Origin of the sequence: Lentzea sp., assembly GCF_036380075.1 — a bacterium.
GTDB lineage: Bacteria > Actinomycetota > Actinomycetes > Mycobacteriales > Pseudonocardiaceae > Lentzea.
In genome coordinates this window covers 1-13446 of record NZ_DASVFL010000346.1, presented here as the reverse complement: position 1 = coordinate 13446, position 13446 = coordinate 1, and the positions used below count along the sequence as shown (strand labels likewise).

The 13446-nt window shown below is 68.0% G+C and carries 17 protein-coding genes; 6 read left to right on the top strand and 11 right to left on the bottom strand.

Annotated elements, in window-relative coordinates; all coding sequences use genetic code 11:
• The 3 genes from VF330_RS36725 to arsM all read right to left on the bottom strand — a co-directional run.
• The coding region (locus VF330_RS36725; RefSeq protein WP_330856346.1) for an ATP-dependent nuclease at window positions 1-1055 on the bottom strand (1055 nt) is incomplete at its 3' end.
• Window positions 1056-1076: 21 nt separating this feature from the next.
• The gene (locus tag VF330_RS36720) at window positions 1077-1340 is read right to left on the bottom strand and encodes an AAA family ATPase (protein ID WP_330856345.1); all 264 of its coding nucleotides are present in this window, start codon (window positions 1338-1340) and stop codon (window positions 1077-1079) included.
• A gap of 138 nt (window positions 1341-1478) precedes the next feature.
• Complete coding sequence (arsM, locus tag VF330_RS36715) at window positions 1479-2375, bottom strand: arsenite methyltransferase (protein WP_330856344.1); 897 nt, start codon at window positions 2373-2375, stop codon at window positions 1479-1481.
• A gap of 80 nt (window positions 2376-2455) precedes the next feature.
• Here arsM and VF330_RS36710 point away from each other — a divergent pair, with 80 nt between their 5' ends.
• Window positions 2456-2806 (top strand): metalloregulator ArsR/SmtB family transcription factor, encoded by a 351-nt coding sequence (locus VF330_RS36710; RefSeq protein ID WP_330856343.1) that lies wholly within the window; start codon window positions 2456-2458, stop codon window positions 2804-2806.
• Between the two features lie 49 nt (window positions 2807-2855).
• On the opposite strand, the gene VF330_RS36705 is transcribed toward VF330_RS36710, so the two are convergent.
• Window positions 2856-3491: an arsenate reductase ArsC gene (locus VF330_RS36705; RefSeq protein ID WP_330856342.1), complete on the bottom strand. Its 636-nt coding sequence runs from the start codon at window positions 3489-3491 to the stop codon at window positions 2856-2858.
• A complete protein-coding gene (locus VF330_RS36700; RefSeq protein WP_330856341.1) occupies window positions 3488-4174 on the bottom strand; it encodes a helix-turn-helix domain-containing protein in 687 nt (228 codons plus the stop codon). Before VF330_RS36700 ends, VF330_RS36705 begins: the two co-directional genes overlap by 4 nt.
• 58 nt (window positions 4175-4232) lie before the next feature.
• Here VF330_RS36700 and VF330_RS36695 point away from each other — a divergent pair, with 58 nt between their 5' ends.
• Window positions 4233-4934 carry a DUF5677 domain-containing protein gene (locus tag VF330_RS36695; RefSeq protein WP_330856340.1) on the top strand — a complete coding sequence of 234 codons (702 nt, stop codon included), beginning with the start codon at window positions 4233-4235 and terminating at the stop codon, window positions 4932-4934.
• On the opposite strand, the gene VF330_RS36690 is transcribed toward VF330_RS36695, so the two are convergent.
• The 3 genes from VF330_RS36690 to VF330_RS36680 form a co-directional block, all read right to left on the bottom strand.
• A complete protein-coding gene (locus VF330_RS36690; protein ID WP_330856339.1) occupies window positions 4906-5889 on the bottom strand; it encodes an ArsO family NAD(P)H-dependent flavin-containing monooxygenase in 984 nt (327 codons plus the stop codon). The genes VF330_RS36695 and VF330_RS36690 overlap by 29 nt on opposite strands.
• Window positions 5876-6949 carry an ACR3 family arsenite efflux transporter gene (gene arsB, locus VF330_RS36685; protein ID WP_330856338.1) on the bottom strand — a complete coding sequence of 358 codons (1074 nt, stop codon included), beginning with the start codon at window positions 6947-6949 and terminating at the stop codon, window positions 5876-5878. The genes VF330_RS36690 and arsB overlap by 14 nt, the downstream gene beginning before the upstream one ends.
• Window positions 6950-7016: 67 nt before the next feature.
• Window positions 7017-7346 carry an ArsR/SmtB family transcription factor gene (locus tag VF330_RS36680; protein ID WP_245786635.1) on the bottom strand — a complete coding sequence of 110 codons (330 nt, stop codon included), beginning with the start codon at window positions 7344-7346 and terminating at the stop codon, window positions 7017-7019.
• A gap of 85 nt (window positions 7347-7431) precedes the next feature.
• On the opposite strand from VF330_RS36680, the gene VF330_RS36675 reads away from it, so the two are divergent.
• A complete protein-coding gene (locus VF330_RS36675; protein WP_330856337.1) occupies window positions 7432-8073 on the top strand; it encodes a three-helix bundle dimerization domain-containing protein in 642 nt (213 codons plus the stop codon).
• Window positions 8074-8104: 31 nt separating this feature from the next.
• Window positions 8105-8506 carry an arsenate reductase ArsC gene (locus VF330_RS36670; RefSeq protein ID WP_330856336.1) on the top strand — a complete coding sequence of 134 codons (402 nt, stop codon included), beginning with the start codon at window positions 8105-8107 and terminating at the stop codon, window positions 8504-8506.
• Window position 8507: 1 nt separating this feature from the next.
• On the opposite strand, the gene VF330_RS36665 is transcribed toward VF330_RS36670, so the two are convergent.
• Genes VF330_RS36665 through VF330_RS36655 form a run of 3 tightly spaced genes read right to left on the bottom strand, consistent with a single transcriptional unit; the run spans window position 8508 to window position 11838 of the window.
• Window positions 8508-9317, bottom strand: coding sequence for a sulfite exporter TauE/SafE family protein (locus VF330_RS36665; RefSeq protein ID WP_330856335.1), 810 nt, complete (start codon window positions 9315-9317; stop codon window positions 8508-8510).
• A 9-nt stretch (window positions 9318-9326) separates the two neighbouring features.
• Complete coding sequence (locus tag VF330_RS36660) at window positions 9327-10463, bottom strand: MFS transporter (RefSeq protein WP_330856334.1); 1137 nt, start codon at window positions 10461-10463, stop codon at window positions 9327-9329.
• Window positions 10464-10506: 43 nt separating this feature from the next.
• Entirely contained in the window at window positions 10507-11838 is a 1332-nt protein-coding gene (locus VF330_RS36655; RefSeq protein ID WP_330856333.1) for an FAD-dependent oxidoreductase, read from the bottom strand.
• A gap of 99 nt (window positions 11839-11937) precedes the next feature.
• On the opposite strand from VF330_RS36655, the gene VF330_RS36650 reads away from it, so the two are divergent.
• On the top strand, window positions 11938-12774 hold the full coding sequence (locus VF330_RS36650; RefSeq protein WP_330856332.1) for a metalloregulator ArsR/SmtB family transcription factor: 837 nt from the start codon (window positions 11938-11940) through the stop codon (window positions 12772-12774).
• Window positions 12775-12830: 56 nt separating this feature from the next.
• On the top strand, window positions 12831-13446 hold a 616-nt coding region (locus tag VF330_RS36645; protein ID WP_330856331.1), incomplete at its 3' end, for a flavin-containing monooxygenase.

Sequence of the window (13446 nt, the reverse complement as noted above, 5' to 3'; positions counted from 1 at the left end):
CCGAACGCAGATCGCAGAGGTTCGTAGTGGTTCTGCGCCGCATTGCGGACCACACGAGTCCCCTCGTCCCCTACCCCCTTCTCCAAGACACGGATGCGCTCCCCGTGGTTCTTGTCGATGAGGAAGGGAGAGTGCGTCACGTACACGACTTGACAAGGGGTTCGTTCGGGGTTCTCGGGCTCTGCGATGTCCTCGAAGATCTTCAGGAGGTCCTGCTGCCCCGCACTGGACAGGTACGCGTCGGGCTCGTCCATGAGCAGGATCTCCCGGCCGCCCGACTCCGGCTTGTCGTGGGAGAGGTACTGGATGAAGTAGCTCAGGAAGTAGCGCAGCCCCATGCTGCGTTCCCCGGCCGAGTACTCGGTACCCGTCCGGTCCCGGATCGTGAAGACGAGGTCTTGGTCCCTCAGGGTGAGGAGAAGCTCGAAGTGCAGGTCCTGTGACCACCACTTCGGGAAGTTCAGGTTCTTGGCCAAGCTCTTGTTCATCTGGGCGACGACACCGTTGGCGTATCCGTCGTTGTCAGCATCCACTGCGCGGAGCAGCTCGGCGAACGCCTTCTTGCTGATGCCCGCCACCTTGAACAACAGCTTCTCGGCAAGCTTCAGCTGATCGAGGTGGCCTTTGGGGAACGTGTTGGCAGCGTTGAACGCACTTGACGCCGGGTGCGACTCGGCCGCGGGAAGGGCCTGCCCGAACCACTCGAACGCTTTCCCGGTGATTTCGCGAAGGAACCGTTGCCGCAACGGACGCGGAGTGGACTGGAAAGTTTCCTCTCCGTGCACGAGGTAGTGGATTGGAACGCTGTCAGGCAGCGCGACGTCCGAGTTGATCTCAAACACCCGCGGAAGCACCGCTTCCAGTGCCTTGATGTCTTTCACCTGGACGGGCTGCCACTCGTCGCCGTCTGGCACGTACACAACAGGCTCACCGTTGATGCGAAACAGGCAGACCTGCTCTTTCAACTGGACCTTCGACTTGAGGCTCTTACCGATTGCGGTCCGATCCTCCGCCGTGAGGCCTGCCAACTCGAGCCCGAAGTCCGGCACCGCCATCGTGTCATCGACAGCGAAGAACTACGAGTACCGACAGAAGTCCCCCAGCTCGATGCCCTCGCCCGTGAGAGCACACTTGATGGCGGACAGCAGCTGACTCTTGCCGGACTCGTTGGCACCCACCACTGTGGTCACGCCTCTTTCAAGAGGGACTTTGACGAACGGGTACTTCAAGTCTCCATCGAGGATGTCCCATGGTGCGGGAGTGAAGCCCTGCTTAGTCTTGCGCAGGTAGTCGTAGTTGAACGAGCGGAAGAAGCGGATGTAGACGGCCGAGATGTGCATCGAAGCCCCTTCTGCTCGGCGCGTGACTCACGAAGGCCTCGATGCTAACCGGCAGGTCCGACAATTTCGGGCAGCGAGTGGCAGCCCTAAGATCAAGTGTCCCGCGACGCCTTACTCCACCTTGGATTCATGCAGTGATCACTGCTGACAATTACACCCGGAAGCCGCCTTGGCCTCAGAGGTTGTCAGGTTCGGATCGACAGTACGTTCGTCGGAAGTACAGCACGCGCTGACACCACAGCAGGCGGCTTGGGCGTCTACTGGAGCACTTGCGCCGACAGCCTCGGCGCAATGCGGCTTCACCGCGCGAACGATCGCCCCGTGCATGCCGTCGGCCACCTCGAAGGTCGGCGTGATCTCGATGTCGGCAAACCCCGCGGCCTTGAGTCCTTCGCGGTACTCGGCGAAGGTGAGCGCACCGGCGATGCAGCTGACGTAGGAGCCGCGTTCGGCGCGCTCCGCCGGGGTGAGGTGGTCGTCGGCGACTACGTCGGAGATACCGAGGCGACCACCGGGACGCAGGACGCGGAAGGTCTCGGCGAAGACGGCGGGCTTGTCGACGGAGAGGTTGATGACGCAGTTGGAGATGACGACGTCGATGGTGTTGCCGGGCAACGGGATCGACTCGATGTTGCCCTTGAGGAACTCGACGTTGGTGGCGCCGGCCTTGGCCGCGTTGGAGATCGCCAGCTCGAGCATCTCGTCGGTCATGTCGAGGCCGTAGGCCTTGCCGGTGGGGCCGACGCGGCGGGCGGAGAGCAGGACGTCGATGCCGCCGCCGGAGCCGAGGTCGAGCACCCGCTCGCCTTCGCGGAGTTCGGCGACTGCGGTGGGGTTGCCGCAGCCGAGTGAGGCGGCGACCGCTTCGGCGGGGAGCTCGTCGCGCTGAGCCGCTTGGTAGAGCGTCGCGCCGAAGGTCTCGTCGACCTCGACGGCCTGACCGCCGCAGCAACCCCCGCCGCCAACCGTGACGGCGATCGCGGCGGCGGCGTAGCGGGCACGAACGGTCTCACGCAGCTCGGTCTGCTCGCTCATGAGCGGCACCCCTCCAGGTTGTATAGACGTTTGTCTATGTCATGTTTGCACCGGAGGCGAAGTCGCGTCAATATTGAAGTATGTCGAACCAAGGTCAGGGCTGCTGCGAGCCGCTGTCAGAGGAACCGCTCGCGAAGGAGCGGGCCGAGGAGATGGCGACGGTGTTCAAGGCGCTCGGTGATCCGGTGCGCCTGCGCTTGTTCTCGATGATCGCGTCGAAGCCGTCGGGCGAGGTGTGCGTCTGCGATCTGACGCCAGCGTTCGACCTCTCTCAGCCGACGATCTCACATCACCTCAAGCTGTTGAGGCAGGCCGGTCTGGTCGACTCCGAACGACGCGGGACGTGGGTCTACTACCGGGCGCGGCCGGAGACCGCTGATCGGATGGCCGCGCTCCTGGCGAGCGTGAGCGCAGACCGCGCCTCGGCGTAGTGAGCAACGACGAACGGGACCGTCCGACTCGGACGGTCCCGTTCGTCGTTCAGGCGCGAGCTTCGACGCCCAACTCCGCGAGCAGCCCGCGGACCTTGCGTTCGATCTCGTCGCGCACGGGGCGGACATCGGCGACGTCCTTACCCGCAGGGTCGTCGAGGGTCCAGTCGAGGTAGCGCTTGCCGGGGAAGACGGGGCAGGCGTCGCCGCAACCCATTGTGACGATCACGTCGGCGGCGCGGACGATCTCGTCGGTCCAGGGCTTCGGGAACTCGCGGGAGATGTTGATACCGCGTTCCATCATGGCCTCGACGGCGGCAGGGTTGACCTGATTGCCGGGCTCGGAGCCGCCGGACCAGGCCACCGCGCGGTCCTCGGCGAGGTCCTCGAAGAAGCCGAGAGCCATCTGGCTGCGACCGGCGTTGTGCACGCAGAGGAACAGGACGATGGGCTTGTTGTCCGTCACGTGGCCCTCGACCTTGGCGAGGGCGTGCAGGCGCTGGCGAGCGAACCGTTCGGCCAGCAGCGGCAGGAAGTTCGCAACGGTGCTGTTCGAGGCGAACTGGTCGTAGCTGGTGTGCAGGAACCGTTCGATGGTCTCGGTGCTGAAGTTGCCGTCGAACTGCTGCCGCAGTCGGCTGGCGGCGGTCTTGAGGGCGAGTTGCTGGTCGATGCTGAGGGTCATCGCTGTTCTCCAGACTGGTGAACGACGGGGGCCAGCCGGTCGACCCGGTCGGCGAGGTCGAGGTAGGCGTGCTCGAAGGCGTCCCCGGTGCCAGCGCGGGCCGGGTCGCGCACCGACCAGTGCAGGCGTTGCAGGTCGCCGAGTTGTTCGTGGGCGTTGTCGCAGACGGCGACCACGAGGTCGTCCGGCCGCAGGATGTCCTCGACGTGGGCGGTGCGAGCGCGGGACAGCGGGATGCCGTGGGCCTTGGCGGTCGCGACCGCGAGGGGGTGCACTCCGTCCGCGGGCTTGGTGCCGGCGGAGGCGGTGGGCACGGTGCTGCGCTTCTTCCACAGCGCGGCGGCGAGCTGGGAGCGCGCCGAGTTGTAGGTGCAGACGAACACCACTCGCGGGGCGATGCGGCTCCCGGCCGGTCCGAGGCCGGTCAGCGCATCGGTGCGCAGGCGCAGGTAGTTGCGGCGCTGGTCGCCTTCGGAGCGGATCCGTTCGAGCACGCCTGCCTGTTCGAGCAGCTTCAGGTGGTGGGCCAGCAGGTTGCTTGGCAGGCCGAGCTCGCGGCCGACCTCGCTGGGCGAGGCGTCACCGAGGAGCAGCCGGTCGACGATCGCCAGCCGCGCGGGTTCGCCGAGCACCGAGTGCAGCCGCGCCCGCTCCACCACAGAGGAAGACCACTCAACGTTCATTGAGTCAATTCTCGTTGAGTATTTTGGCGGAGTCAAGGCTCGGCGGACACTCTGTGAGGTGAGCGACGCAGCTGAGGACGCGATCAAAGTCCTGGTCAAGGCATTCGACGACATCATCGAGACGGGCCAGGTGGTCATCCCCGCGGAGAACGAGCAGGTCTTCAGGGCCGTCTACGGCTGGTGGACGTGGATCAACCGCAGCTGCAAACTCGTCCTGCTCGCGCACGGCGCGGGCCTGGGCCACGAGAGCGCCCCAAGCTTGCGATCGATCGTCGAGCACAGCCTGTTGTTGCAGTGGGTCGTGGATGTAGGCGCGGATGCGATGGCCGCGGTCGACGCCTACGACGAGGAGCGGCGACGCAAGCTGTACGACGACCTCGTCGCCGCCGGCTGGCCGATCCCAGAAGAACTGACGCGCCCCGAGGGCGCCAAGCACCCGCTGCGGCCCTTTCTCGCCAACTTCGCGCAGCTCTGCATCGCCTACGGTGCGCGAAGTCTCTACATCCCGTACCGGCTGATGTCGACGCACGTCCACCCCACTGCGAAAGGCGCCGAGGCCTACATCCGCGAAGAAGACGGTGGTCTCGCGGATCACCCCGTGATCAGCATCTTCGGCAGTTTCCTCGCGGCTGCCGCGGTCTGCGTGGTCCAGGTGGCTCTCACGATCAACGACCTGCTCGACAACGAGACGCTGTCAGCCTCGATCAACGAAGCCCAGGAACTGCTCGGCGTCACGATCGAGCGTCCAAAGCTGAGCTGATCTTCGCCACGGTGGCCTTCGCTGTAGGCCCGACGCCGATCAGGGTCGCGGACGCGGCACCGGTCCAACCGCCGTACCCGAGCAGGTGCAGACGAGGCTCCCCGATCGCGGTCGTTCCGTCCACCGCGATACGGCCGTGTTCGTCGCGCAGCTGCAACGGCGCGAGGTGACCGAGTGCGGGCCGGAACCCGGTAGACCAGATCACGGCGTCGGCCTCGGCAAGCACACCAGGATCCATCGGTGTGGCCACGAGCAAACCGCTGTACCGAGCTTCCCGTACCGGCGGCACCGCCACGATGTCGCCAAGCTCGCCGACCCCGCCCACGCGACGGCTGGCGATGTCGAACAGCGCCTTTCCGTCGATCTCGTCGGGCATGTACCGCGGCGGTCGCCGGGTCATCCACGTCAGGGACGCGTGCGGCAGAAGGTCGGCGGCGATCTGCGCGCCGGAGTTGCCGCCACCGACCACGACGACCTTCTGCCCGGCGAACTCCTGCGGGTCGCGGTAGTCGACGGTGTGCAGCTGGCGGCCCGGCAGATCCATCAGCGGCCGGAAGGGCCGCCACCAGGTGCCGGTCGCGCTGATCACGTGCCGCGCGGACCAGTCCCCGGAATCGGTGCGCACCACCAGCTCGTCGCCATCACGACTCACCGAGGTCACCACGACGTGCCGGTGCACCGGCACGTCGTAGCGCTTCTCGTAGGCGGTCAGGTAGTCGACCACATGCTGCGCGGTCGGGTAGCCGTCTGGGAAGGCCGGCATCGGCCAGCCGGGCAACGAGCTGTGGCGGGCGATCGAGAACAGCCGCAGGGAGTTCCAGCCGTGCGGCCACGCACCGCCGGGCATCGGCTGGGCATCGAGCACCACATAGGACAGACCAGCGCGGCGCAGGTAAAAGGCGGCGGCCAGACCTGCCTGGCCACCGCCGATCACCAGGACCTCAGACTTCGGCACGGGCCGCCCATCGACGCCGCAACCACAGGCTCACGTAGACGAGCCCGACGAGCACCGGCACCTCGATCAGCGGCCCGACCACACCGGCCAGGGCCTGCCCCGAGGTCACGCCGAACACACCGATCGCGACGGCAATGGCGAGCTCGAAGTTGTTGCCAGCCGCGGTGAAGGCCAGGGTCGTGGTCCGCTCGTACGACAGCCCGGACGCCTTGCCCAGCGCGTACGAACCAGCCCACATGATCGCGAAGTACACCAGCAGCGGCAGCGCGATCCGTACGACGTCCAGCGGGCGGCTCGTGATGGTCTCGCCCTGCAGCGCGAACAGGACGACGATCGTGAACAGCAGCCCGTACAACGCGATCGGGCCGACGCGCGGCAGGTACTTCGACTCGTACCACTCCCGGCCCTTCGAGCGCTCCCCCAGCCTGCGGCTGAGGTAGCCGGCCAGCAGCGGGATGCCGAGGAAGATCAGCACGGACTTTGCGATCTCCCAGGCGGAGAATTCGACGGAGGCGGTGTCGAGGCCGAGCCAGCCGGGCAGCAGGTCGAGGTAGAACCAGCCGAGCACCCCGAACATGATCACCTGGAACACCGAGTTCAACGCCACAAGCACTGCGGCGGTCTCCCGGTCACCGCATGCCAGGTCATTCCAGATGATGACCATCGCGATGCAGCGGGCCAAGCCGACGATGATCAGGCCCGTGCGGTATTCGGGCAGGTCGGCGAGGAAGATCCAGGCGAGCGCGAACATCAGCGCCGGGCCGAGGAGCCAGTTCAGGACCAGCGACAACACCATCGTGCGACGGTCGCGGGTGACGGTGTCGAGCTTGTCGTAGCGGACCTTGGCGAGCACCGGGTACATCATCAGCAGCAGGCCGAGGGCGATCGGGAGGGACACCTCGCCGATCTTCACCGCTTCGAGCACGCCCTGCAGGCCCGGTACGAACCGGCCGAGGCCGAGCCCGGCGACCATGGCGAGGCCGATCCACACCGGCAGCAGCCTGTCCAGGAAGGACAGTCGGTGCAGCACGTCTGGTGCCGCGGTTTGGTTGGTGGTCAACGGGTTCTCCTGGGTGTGGGCAGGCGTGATCGCCCGACGGGGGGTCGGGTAGGGCTGTTCGGTCAGATCAGTCGCAGCAGGCGCTGGCGTCGCGCAACGGCCCTCCCGGCGCGAGCACGGCCGCGAGGGTGTCGATGGCGGCGTTGTCGATGCGGTACCAGCTCCAGGTGCCGCGACGTTCGCGGCTGAGGACTCCAGCCTGCACGAGGATCTTGAGGTGGTGGCTCAGGGACGACTGCGGCATGTCGAACTGGTCGGCGAGGTCGCAGAAGCAGGCTTCCTGGCCCTCGGTCCGGCGAACCAGCCCGACCAGCTCGACGCGGATCGGGTCGCCGAGCGCCTTGAACAGGCGGGCGGCCGTCGTCGAGTCGAGCAGCGTCTGGTCCTGGCTCGTCATGAGCAAGACCATAGCCGCTTGGATTGACAAAAGTCGATACACCTTGTGTGATCTGCATCGACAAACTTCGGTCCAAGGAGATCTGATGTCCCGCACCAGCGGACTCCCCCAGCACGAGCTCAGCGCCCAGCTGCTCCGGATCACCGACGAACTCTCGGACAAGTTCCACGGCGTGTTCGGGCGCGAGACCATCTCCAAGGTCGTGGACGAGACCTACGACCTGCTCGCCGACAACGCCACCGTCACCACCTACCTGCCTGTCCTGACCGCGAGGTTCGCCCGCCAGCGGCTGACCGACCAGGGCCGCGCCGACGGCCTGACGACCATCACCGTGCCGCAGGTGCTGTTCATCTGCGTGCACAACGCCGGCCGCTCCCAGATCGCCGCGGCGTTGCTGGAGCACCACGCGTTCGGCAAGGTCTCCGTGCGCTCGGCAGGCAGCAAGCCCACGGGCACCATCCCCCAGACCGTGACCGACGCGCTCGCCGAGCTCGGCATCGAGCTCACCGAGGCGTTCCCGAAGCCGCTGACCGACGAGGTCGTGCGCGCCGCCGACGTGGTGGTCACCATGGGCTGCGGCGACTCCTGCCCGGTCTACCCCGGCAAGCGCTACCTCGACTGGGACGTCGCCGACCCGGCCGGTGCTTCGCTGAAAACCGTCCGCGACGTGCGCGACGACATCGATCGCCGCGTGCGTGGTCTGCTGTCCGAACTGCTCCAAGACTGAGAAACCCGCTGGAAAGCAAGGAGAAACCGACGTGTCCAAGACCCCCGAAGTGCTGTTCGTCTGCGTGCACAACGCCGGCCGCTCGCAGATGGCCGCCGCGCTGCTGCAGCACTACGGCCTGGGCCGCATCGCTGTCCGCTCGGCCGGCTCCGAACCCGCCGAGAAGGTCAACCCCGCCGCCGCGGCCGCGCTGGCCGAGTGGGGCCTGGACATCACCGCCGAGATCCCGTCGAAGCTCACGACCGCGGACGTCGAGGCGTCCGACGTGGTGATCACCATGGGCTGCGGCGACACCTGCCCGGTGTTCCCCGGCAAGCGCTACCTCGACTGGCAGCTGGAGGACCCGGCTGGGCAGGGCATCGACGCGGTCCGGCCGATCCGCGACGACATCGACCGCCGCGTGCGCGGCCTGGTCGCGGAGCTGCTCGACTGACTCAGTCGTGGCGAGCGATCTTCACCGCTGAGATCAGCAGGATGATCGCGAGGGCGGGGATCAGGACCAGGTCGGGGACGACTCCGAGGAGCAGTCCGCCGAGCAGGGCGCCGACGATGGACCCGGCGACCATGACGGTGCCGAAGCGCAGGTTCTGACGCAGGACGCTGAAGCTGTTGTCCCTGCTGTAGCGGGCGAAGGCCACGAGCATGGTAGGCAGGGACACCAGCAGCGACAGACTGCCGGCGGTCTTGATGTCGATCCCGTACAGCAGCGTGATCGTCGGGATCAGCAGCTCGCCGCCGGCCACGCCCATGATCGCGGCGACCACACCGATGCCGAACCCTGCGGCGACGCCGCCGACCGCCTGGACCGCAGGAGGCAGGTTGAGCGCGCCCAGACTCGTGAAGTGGGTTCCAACCAGCGCCACGGCCATCAGCACCATGAGCGCGGCAAGCACCTTGTAGAGGGTGGCTGTGCGCATGCGGACGGCCCACGCGGCTCCCGCCCAGGCGCCGATCAGGCTGCCCGCCAGCAGGTTGACCGCGACCGCCCAGTGCGAGCCGAGTTCGGCGGCGGTCACGGTGGCCAACCGGGCGGGCAGCGCCGTGAGCACGACGACCAGGCTCATCGCCTTGTTCAGGATGACCGCGGACAGCGCGGCGAACCCGAACACCCCGATCAGCAGCGGCAAGCGGAACTCGGCGCCGCCCAGGCCGATCATGCCGCCGAGCAGTCCGACGGCCGCGCCCGCCGCGAACACCACCGAAGCGGGCCGGACCGACACCTGCTCGTTCCCCGTGTTGACCACGGGTACGAGCTAACGCGGCACGCTTGCCGTTGACAACCCGGCCGCCACCACGCCGACGATGCCGAGCACGACGAACACCGCCGGATATCCTCCGAACCATTCGGCCAGGGCGCTGCCCGCCCACGGCGCGATCGCCGCGGTCAGCATCACCGGCACGGTGAGCAGTCCGCTCAACCGTCCGTAGTGGACGGCACCCCACCTGTCGGTGACCGCCGTCGCCTGCACCAGCGTGAAGATCCCCCGCGTGACGCCCGCGAGCACCGAGCCGGCGATGAGCAGCAGCGCCGGACCGGGAACGAGCCCGAGCGCCGTAGTCACGACCGCGCTCACCAGCAGGACGAGCGCGGTGCGCGTGCGCACCGACGTCTTCGCGGTCAACCTCGCGTAGCCGAGCCGTCCGAGAACCTGGCCCACCCCACCGAGGCCCAGGGCCACGGCGGCCGCTGAAGTCGACATCCCGCGCTCGGTCAGCAGCGTCACGAGGTTGACCACGACCGCGTAGACGCTGAACGCGGCGAGGCTCATCGCGATCGTCAGCACGATGAACGGCCTGCTCCGCGCGACCGCCGACGGGTGGTGCTCCGCCTCGTGCTCGATCTCCGGCCAGGGCAGGCGCAGCCCGAACAGGTGCAGCGGAATCGTCGTGACCGCGAGGATTCCCGCGAGCACGAGGTAGGTCCCACGCCAGTCCAGGTGCGTGTTCAGCACGGCGGTCAGCGGCGCGAACACCGTGCTGGCCAGCCCCGCGACCAACGTGAGCGCGGTCAGCGCCGACACCCGCCTCGCCCCGTACCAGCGGGTGAGCGCGGCGAACGCGGGAGCGTAGAACACCCCGGCCATCGCGACGCCAATCAGCAGCCACGCCGCCGTGAACCAGGCGAGCGACTGCGCGGTCGCCATCAGCACGACCGCCGGGACGGCGACGACCGAGCCGGTGGTCATGATCGCGCGCGGACCGTGCCGGTCGAGCAGCCTGCCCACCGGAACCCCGACGAGCCCCGCGACGACCTGGCTCGCGGAAAACCCGATGGTGATCGCGGCGTGCGACCAGCCCGTGCGCTCACCGATTGTCGGCAGCAGCACCGGAAACGCGTAGTACAGGATCCCCCAGCTGATGATCTCGGTGGTGCACAGGACGATCAGCACACCGCGGAGCCCAGCAGTGGTACTGGGCTCCGCCGTTGTGGTGTCAGCGCGCACTGGGCGCAAGGCCGACCGTCAGCACACCGCTCTCCGGCGAACCGCAGCACCCACCGTCGCCCTTCTGAGCGTCCGGCTCGTCGAACACGCCCGCACCACCGCACACCCCGGTCTCGGGCAGCACGAGCTCCACACGACCCGCGGCTTCGTGGTCACCCGCGATCGCGGCCACCACTGAACGAGACTGCTCGTAGCCCGTCAGCGACAGGAACGTCGGCGCGCGGCCGTAGCTCTTAATGCCCACGAGGTAGACACCCGGCTCGGGGTGCCGGAGTTCGGCCTCGCCGTGCGGGTAGACGGTGCCGCACGAGTGGACGTTGGGGTCGATCAAAGGCGCGAGCTTCGACGGCGCCTGCAACACGGAGTCGAGGTCGAGACGGATCTCCGACAGCCACGACAGGTCGGGCCGGAACCCGGTCAGGACGACGACCTCGTCGATGCCCTCGACCTTGTGCCCGTCGAACGACTCCAGCGTGAGCTTGCCGTCGTCCGCGCGCTCGACAGCGGCGGTGCGGAACCCGGTCGCGGTGGTGATGTGCCCGGCCTCGGCCGCCTTCTTCGCGCGCAACCCCAGCGCGCCACGCGCCGGCAGCTGGTCGGCCTCGCCACCACCGAACGCGTTGCCCACGGCCCCGCGGCGCAGCAACCAGACGATCTCCGTGCCAGGCTCCTCCTCGGCGAGTTCCGCCAGCACAACCAGGGCCGTCAGCGCCGAGTGCCCGCTACCCGCGACGGCGATCCGCTTGCCCGCGTAGCGAGCCCGCTCGGCCACGAGGTCAGGTACGCGGTACGTGATCTGAGCAGCCGCCGCCTTCTCACCCACGGCCGGAAGTCCGTCTCCACCAAGCGGGTTCGGCGAGCCCCAGGTGCCGGACGCATCGATCACCGCGCGTGCCGTGATCCGCTCCTCCCCCGCCGCGGTCTCCACGTGCACGGTGAGCGGCTCGTCCTCGCGCCCGGAGTCCACGATCCGGTCCCGGCCGCGGCGCGCCAGCCCCACCACCCGCGCACCGAACCGAACCCGACCGCCCAGCACCTCGGCGAGCGGCCGCAGGTAGCTCTCCACCCACTCCCCGCCGCTCGGGTAAGCGTCCCCGTCCGGCCGCACCCACCCGGTCTCCTTCAGCAGGCGCTCGGCCGCCGGGTCGACGAGCTCGCTCCACTGCGAGAACAGCCGGACGTAGTTCCACTGCGACACCGCTGCACCGGCACGATCGCCCGCCTCCAGCACGAGCACCTGCTCGCCCCGTTCGACCAAGTTGGCCGCCGCGGACAAACCCGCAGGTCCGGCACCCACCACGACGACTGGCAACTCGCTCACCACACACCCCTTGAATCGACGGATTTCAAAACAACACGGCGGACTCTATCGACCCGGATCGATTGACGCAACCATCGATTTGCGTCGATACTTCAACCCATGACGACGACAGCGCCCTCGCCGGCCGTGCTGCCCGCCGACGACGCCGCGACCTACGCGGACTGGTTCGCGTGCCTGGCCGAACCGACCCGCGTGCGTCTCCTGCATGCCGTCGCGACTGCGGGCCGCTCGATGACCGTCGGCGAGCTGACCGAACTCGTCGGCATCAGCCAGTCCACCTGCTCCCACCACGTCCGCAAGCTCGTCGAGGTCGGCTTCCTACGTCAGCACAGAGAAGGCACCGCCACGCACGTGAGCGTGAACCCGTCGTGCTGCACCGGACTTCCCCACGCCGCCGACGTCGTGATGGGCATGCTCGCGCCCCGCCCCTGCTGCCCGACCGACCTCCCCGCTGACGTGCTGATCCGCCCACTGGAAGCCGCCGACTGGAACGCCGTCCGTCGCATCTACGGCGAAGGCATCGCCACCGGCGACGCCACCTTCGAAACCGAAGTCCCCCTGCGTCGGGCGCTCGACGCCAAGTGGCTCCCCGACCACCGCTGGGTTGCCGAGATCGACGGCCAAGTAGCGGGCTGGGCCGCCCTCACCGCCGTGTCCACAAGGGACTGCTACGCGGGCGTCGCCGAGACCTCCGTCTACGTCGGCTCGGAATTCCGTGGCCGCGGCGTCGGCAAGGCTTTGGTACACAAGCAGGTCACCGCCGCAGACGACGCGGGCCTGTGGACGTTGCAGACCTCGATCTTCCCCGAGAACCGCGCCAGCCTCGCCCTGCACCACTCAGCAGGCTTCCGCACCCTCGGCGTCCGCGAACGCATCGCACAACACCACGGCGTGTGGCGCGACACCGTCTTCCTCGAACGCCGCACCGCCAACTGACCCCAGACCACCACCCGACCGTCACCGTGCTCGGCGACGGCTGCTTCGAGGTGCCCATGAACAACCACGACGCCATCGTCATCGGCGCCGGCCAGTCCGGCCTCGCCACCGCCCACGCCCTCATCACACGAGGACTTCGTCCGCTCGTGCTCGAGGCCGGCGACGACCCCGTCGGCTCCTGGCCGCACTACTACAACAGCCTCACCCTATTCTCGCCCGCCCGCTACAGCGCCCTGCCTGGTCTGCAGTTCCCGGGCGATCCCGAGCGCTACCCGCACCGCGACGAGGTCGTTGCCTACCTGCGCTCTTACGCCGAACACCTCGACGCCGACATCCGCACCGGCCACCGAGTCACCGAAGTCCTGCACAGCAACGGATATCGCGTCAGCACCGCCGGAGGTACAACGTTCACCGCGCCGTTGGTCATCGCCGCCACCGGCGGCTTCGGCAGCCCGCATCGCCCGGCTCTCCCTGGCCTCGGCGACTTCCCCGGCACGGTCTTGCACGCCGCGCAATACCGGACCTACGAACCGTTCCAAGGTCAACGCGTCATCGTGGTGGGCGCTGGAAACTCCGCCGTCCAGATCGCTGCCGAACTAGCCGAACATGCTCACGTCACCCTCGCCACCCGCAAACCCGTGAAGTTCTCCGCCCAACGCCCGTTCGGCCGTG

Bases quoted from the DNA above. Each gene is read 5' to 3' on its own strand.
- VF330_RS36720 (WP_330856345.1), bottom strand. From the start codon at position 1,340: ATGCACATCTCGGCCGTCTACATCCGCTTCTTCCGCTCGTTCAACTAC.
- arsM (WP_330856344.1), bottom strand. From the start codon at position 2,375: ATGAGCGAGCAGACCGAGCTGCGTGAGACCGTTCGTGCCCGCTACGCC.
- VF330_RS36710 (WP_330856343.1), top strand. From the start codon at position 2,456: ATGTCGAACCAAGGTCAGGGCTGCTGCGAGCCGCTGTCAGAGGAACCG.
- VF330_RS36705 (WP_330856342.1), bottom strand. From the start codon at position 3,491: ATGACCCTCAGCATCGACCAGCAACTCGCCCTCAAGACCGCCGCCAGC.
- VF330_RS36700 (WP_330856341.1), bottom strand. From the start codon at position 4,174: ATGAACGTTGAGTGGTCTTCCTCTGTGGTGGAGCGGGCGCGGCTGCAC.
- VF330_RS36680 (WP_245786635.1), bottom strand. From the start codon at position 7,346: ATGACGAGCCAGGACCAGACGCTGCTCGACTCGACGACGGCCGCCCGC.
- VF330_RS36675 (WP_330856337.1), top strand. From the start codon at position 7,432: ATGTCCCGCACCAGCGGACTCCCCCAGCACGAGCTCAGCGCCCAGCTG.
- VF330_RS36650 (WP_330856332.1), top strand. From the start codon at position 11,938: ATGACGACGACAGCGCCCTCGCCGGCCGTGCTGCCCGCCGACGACGCC.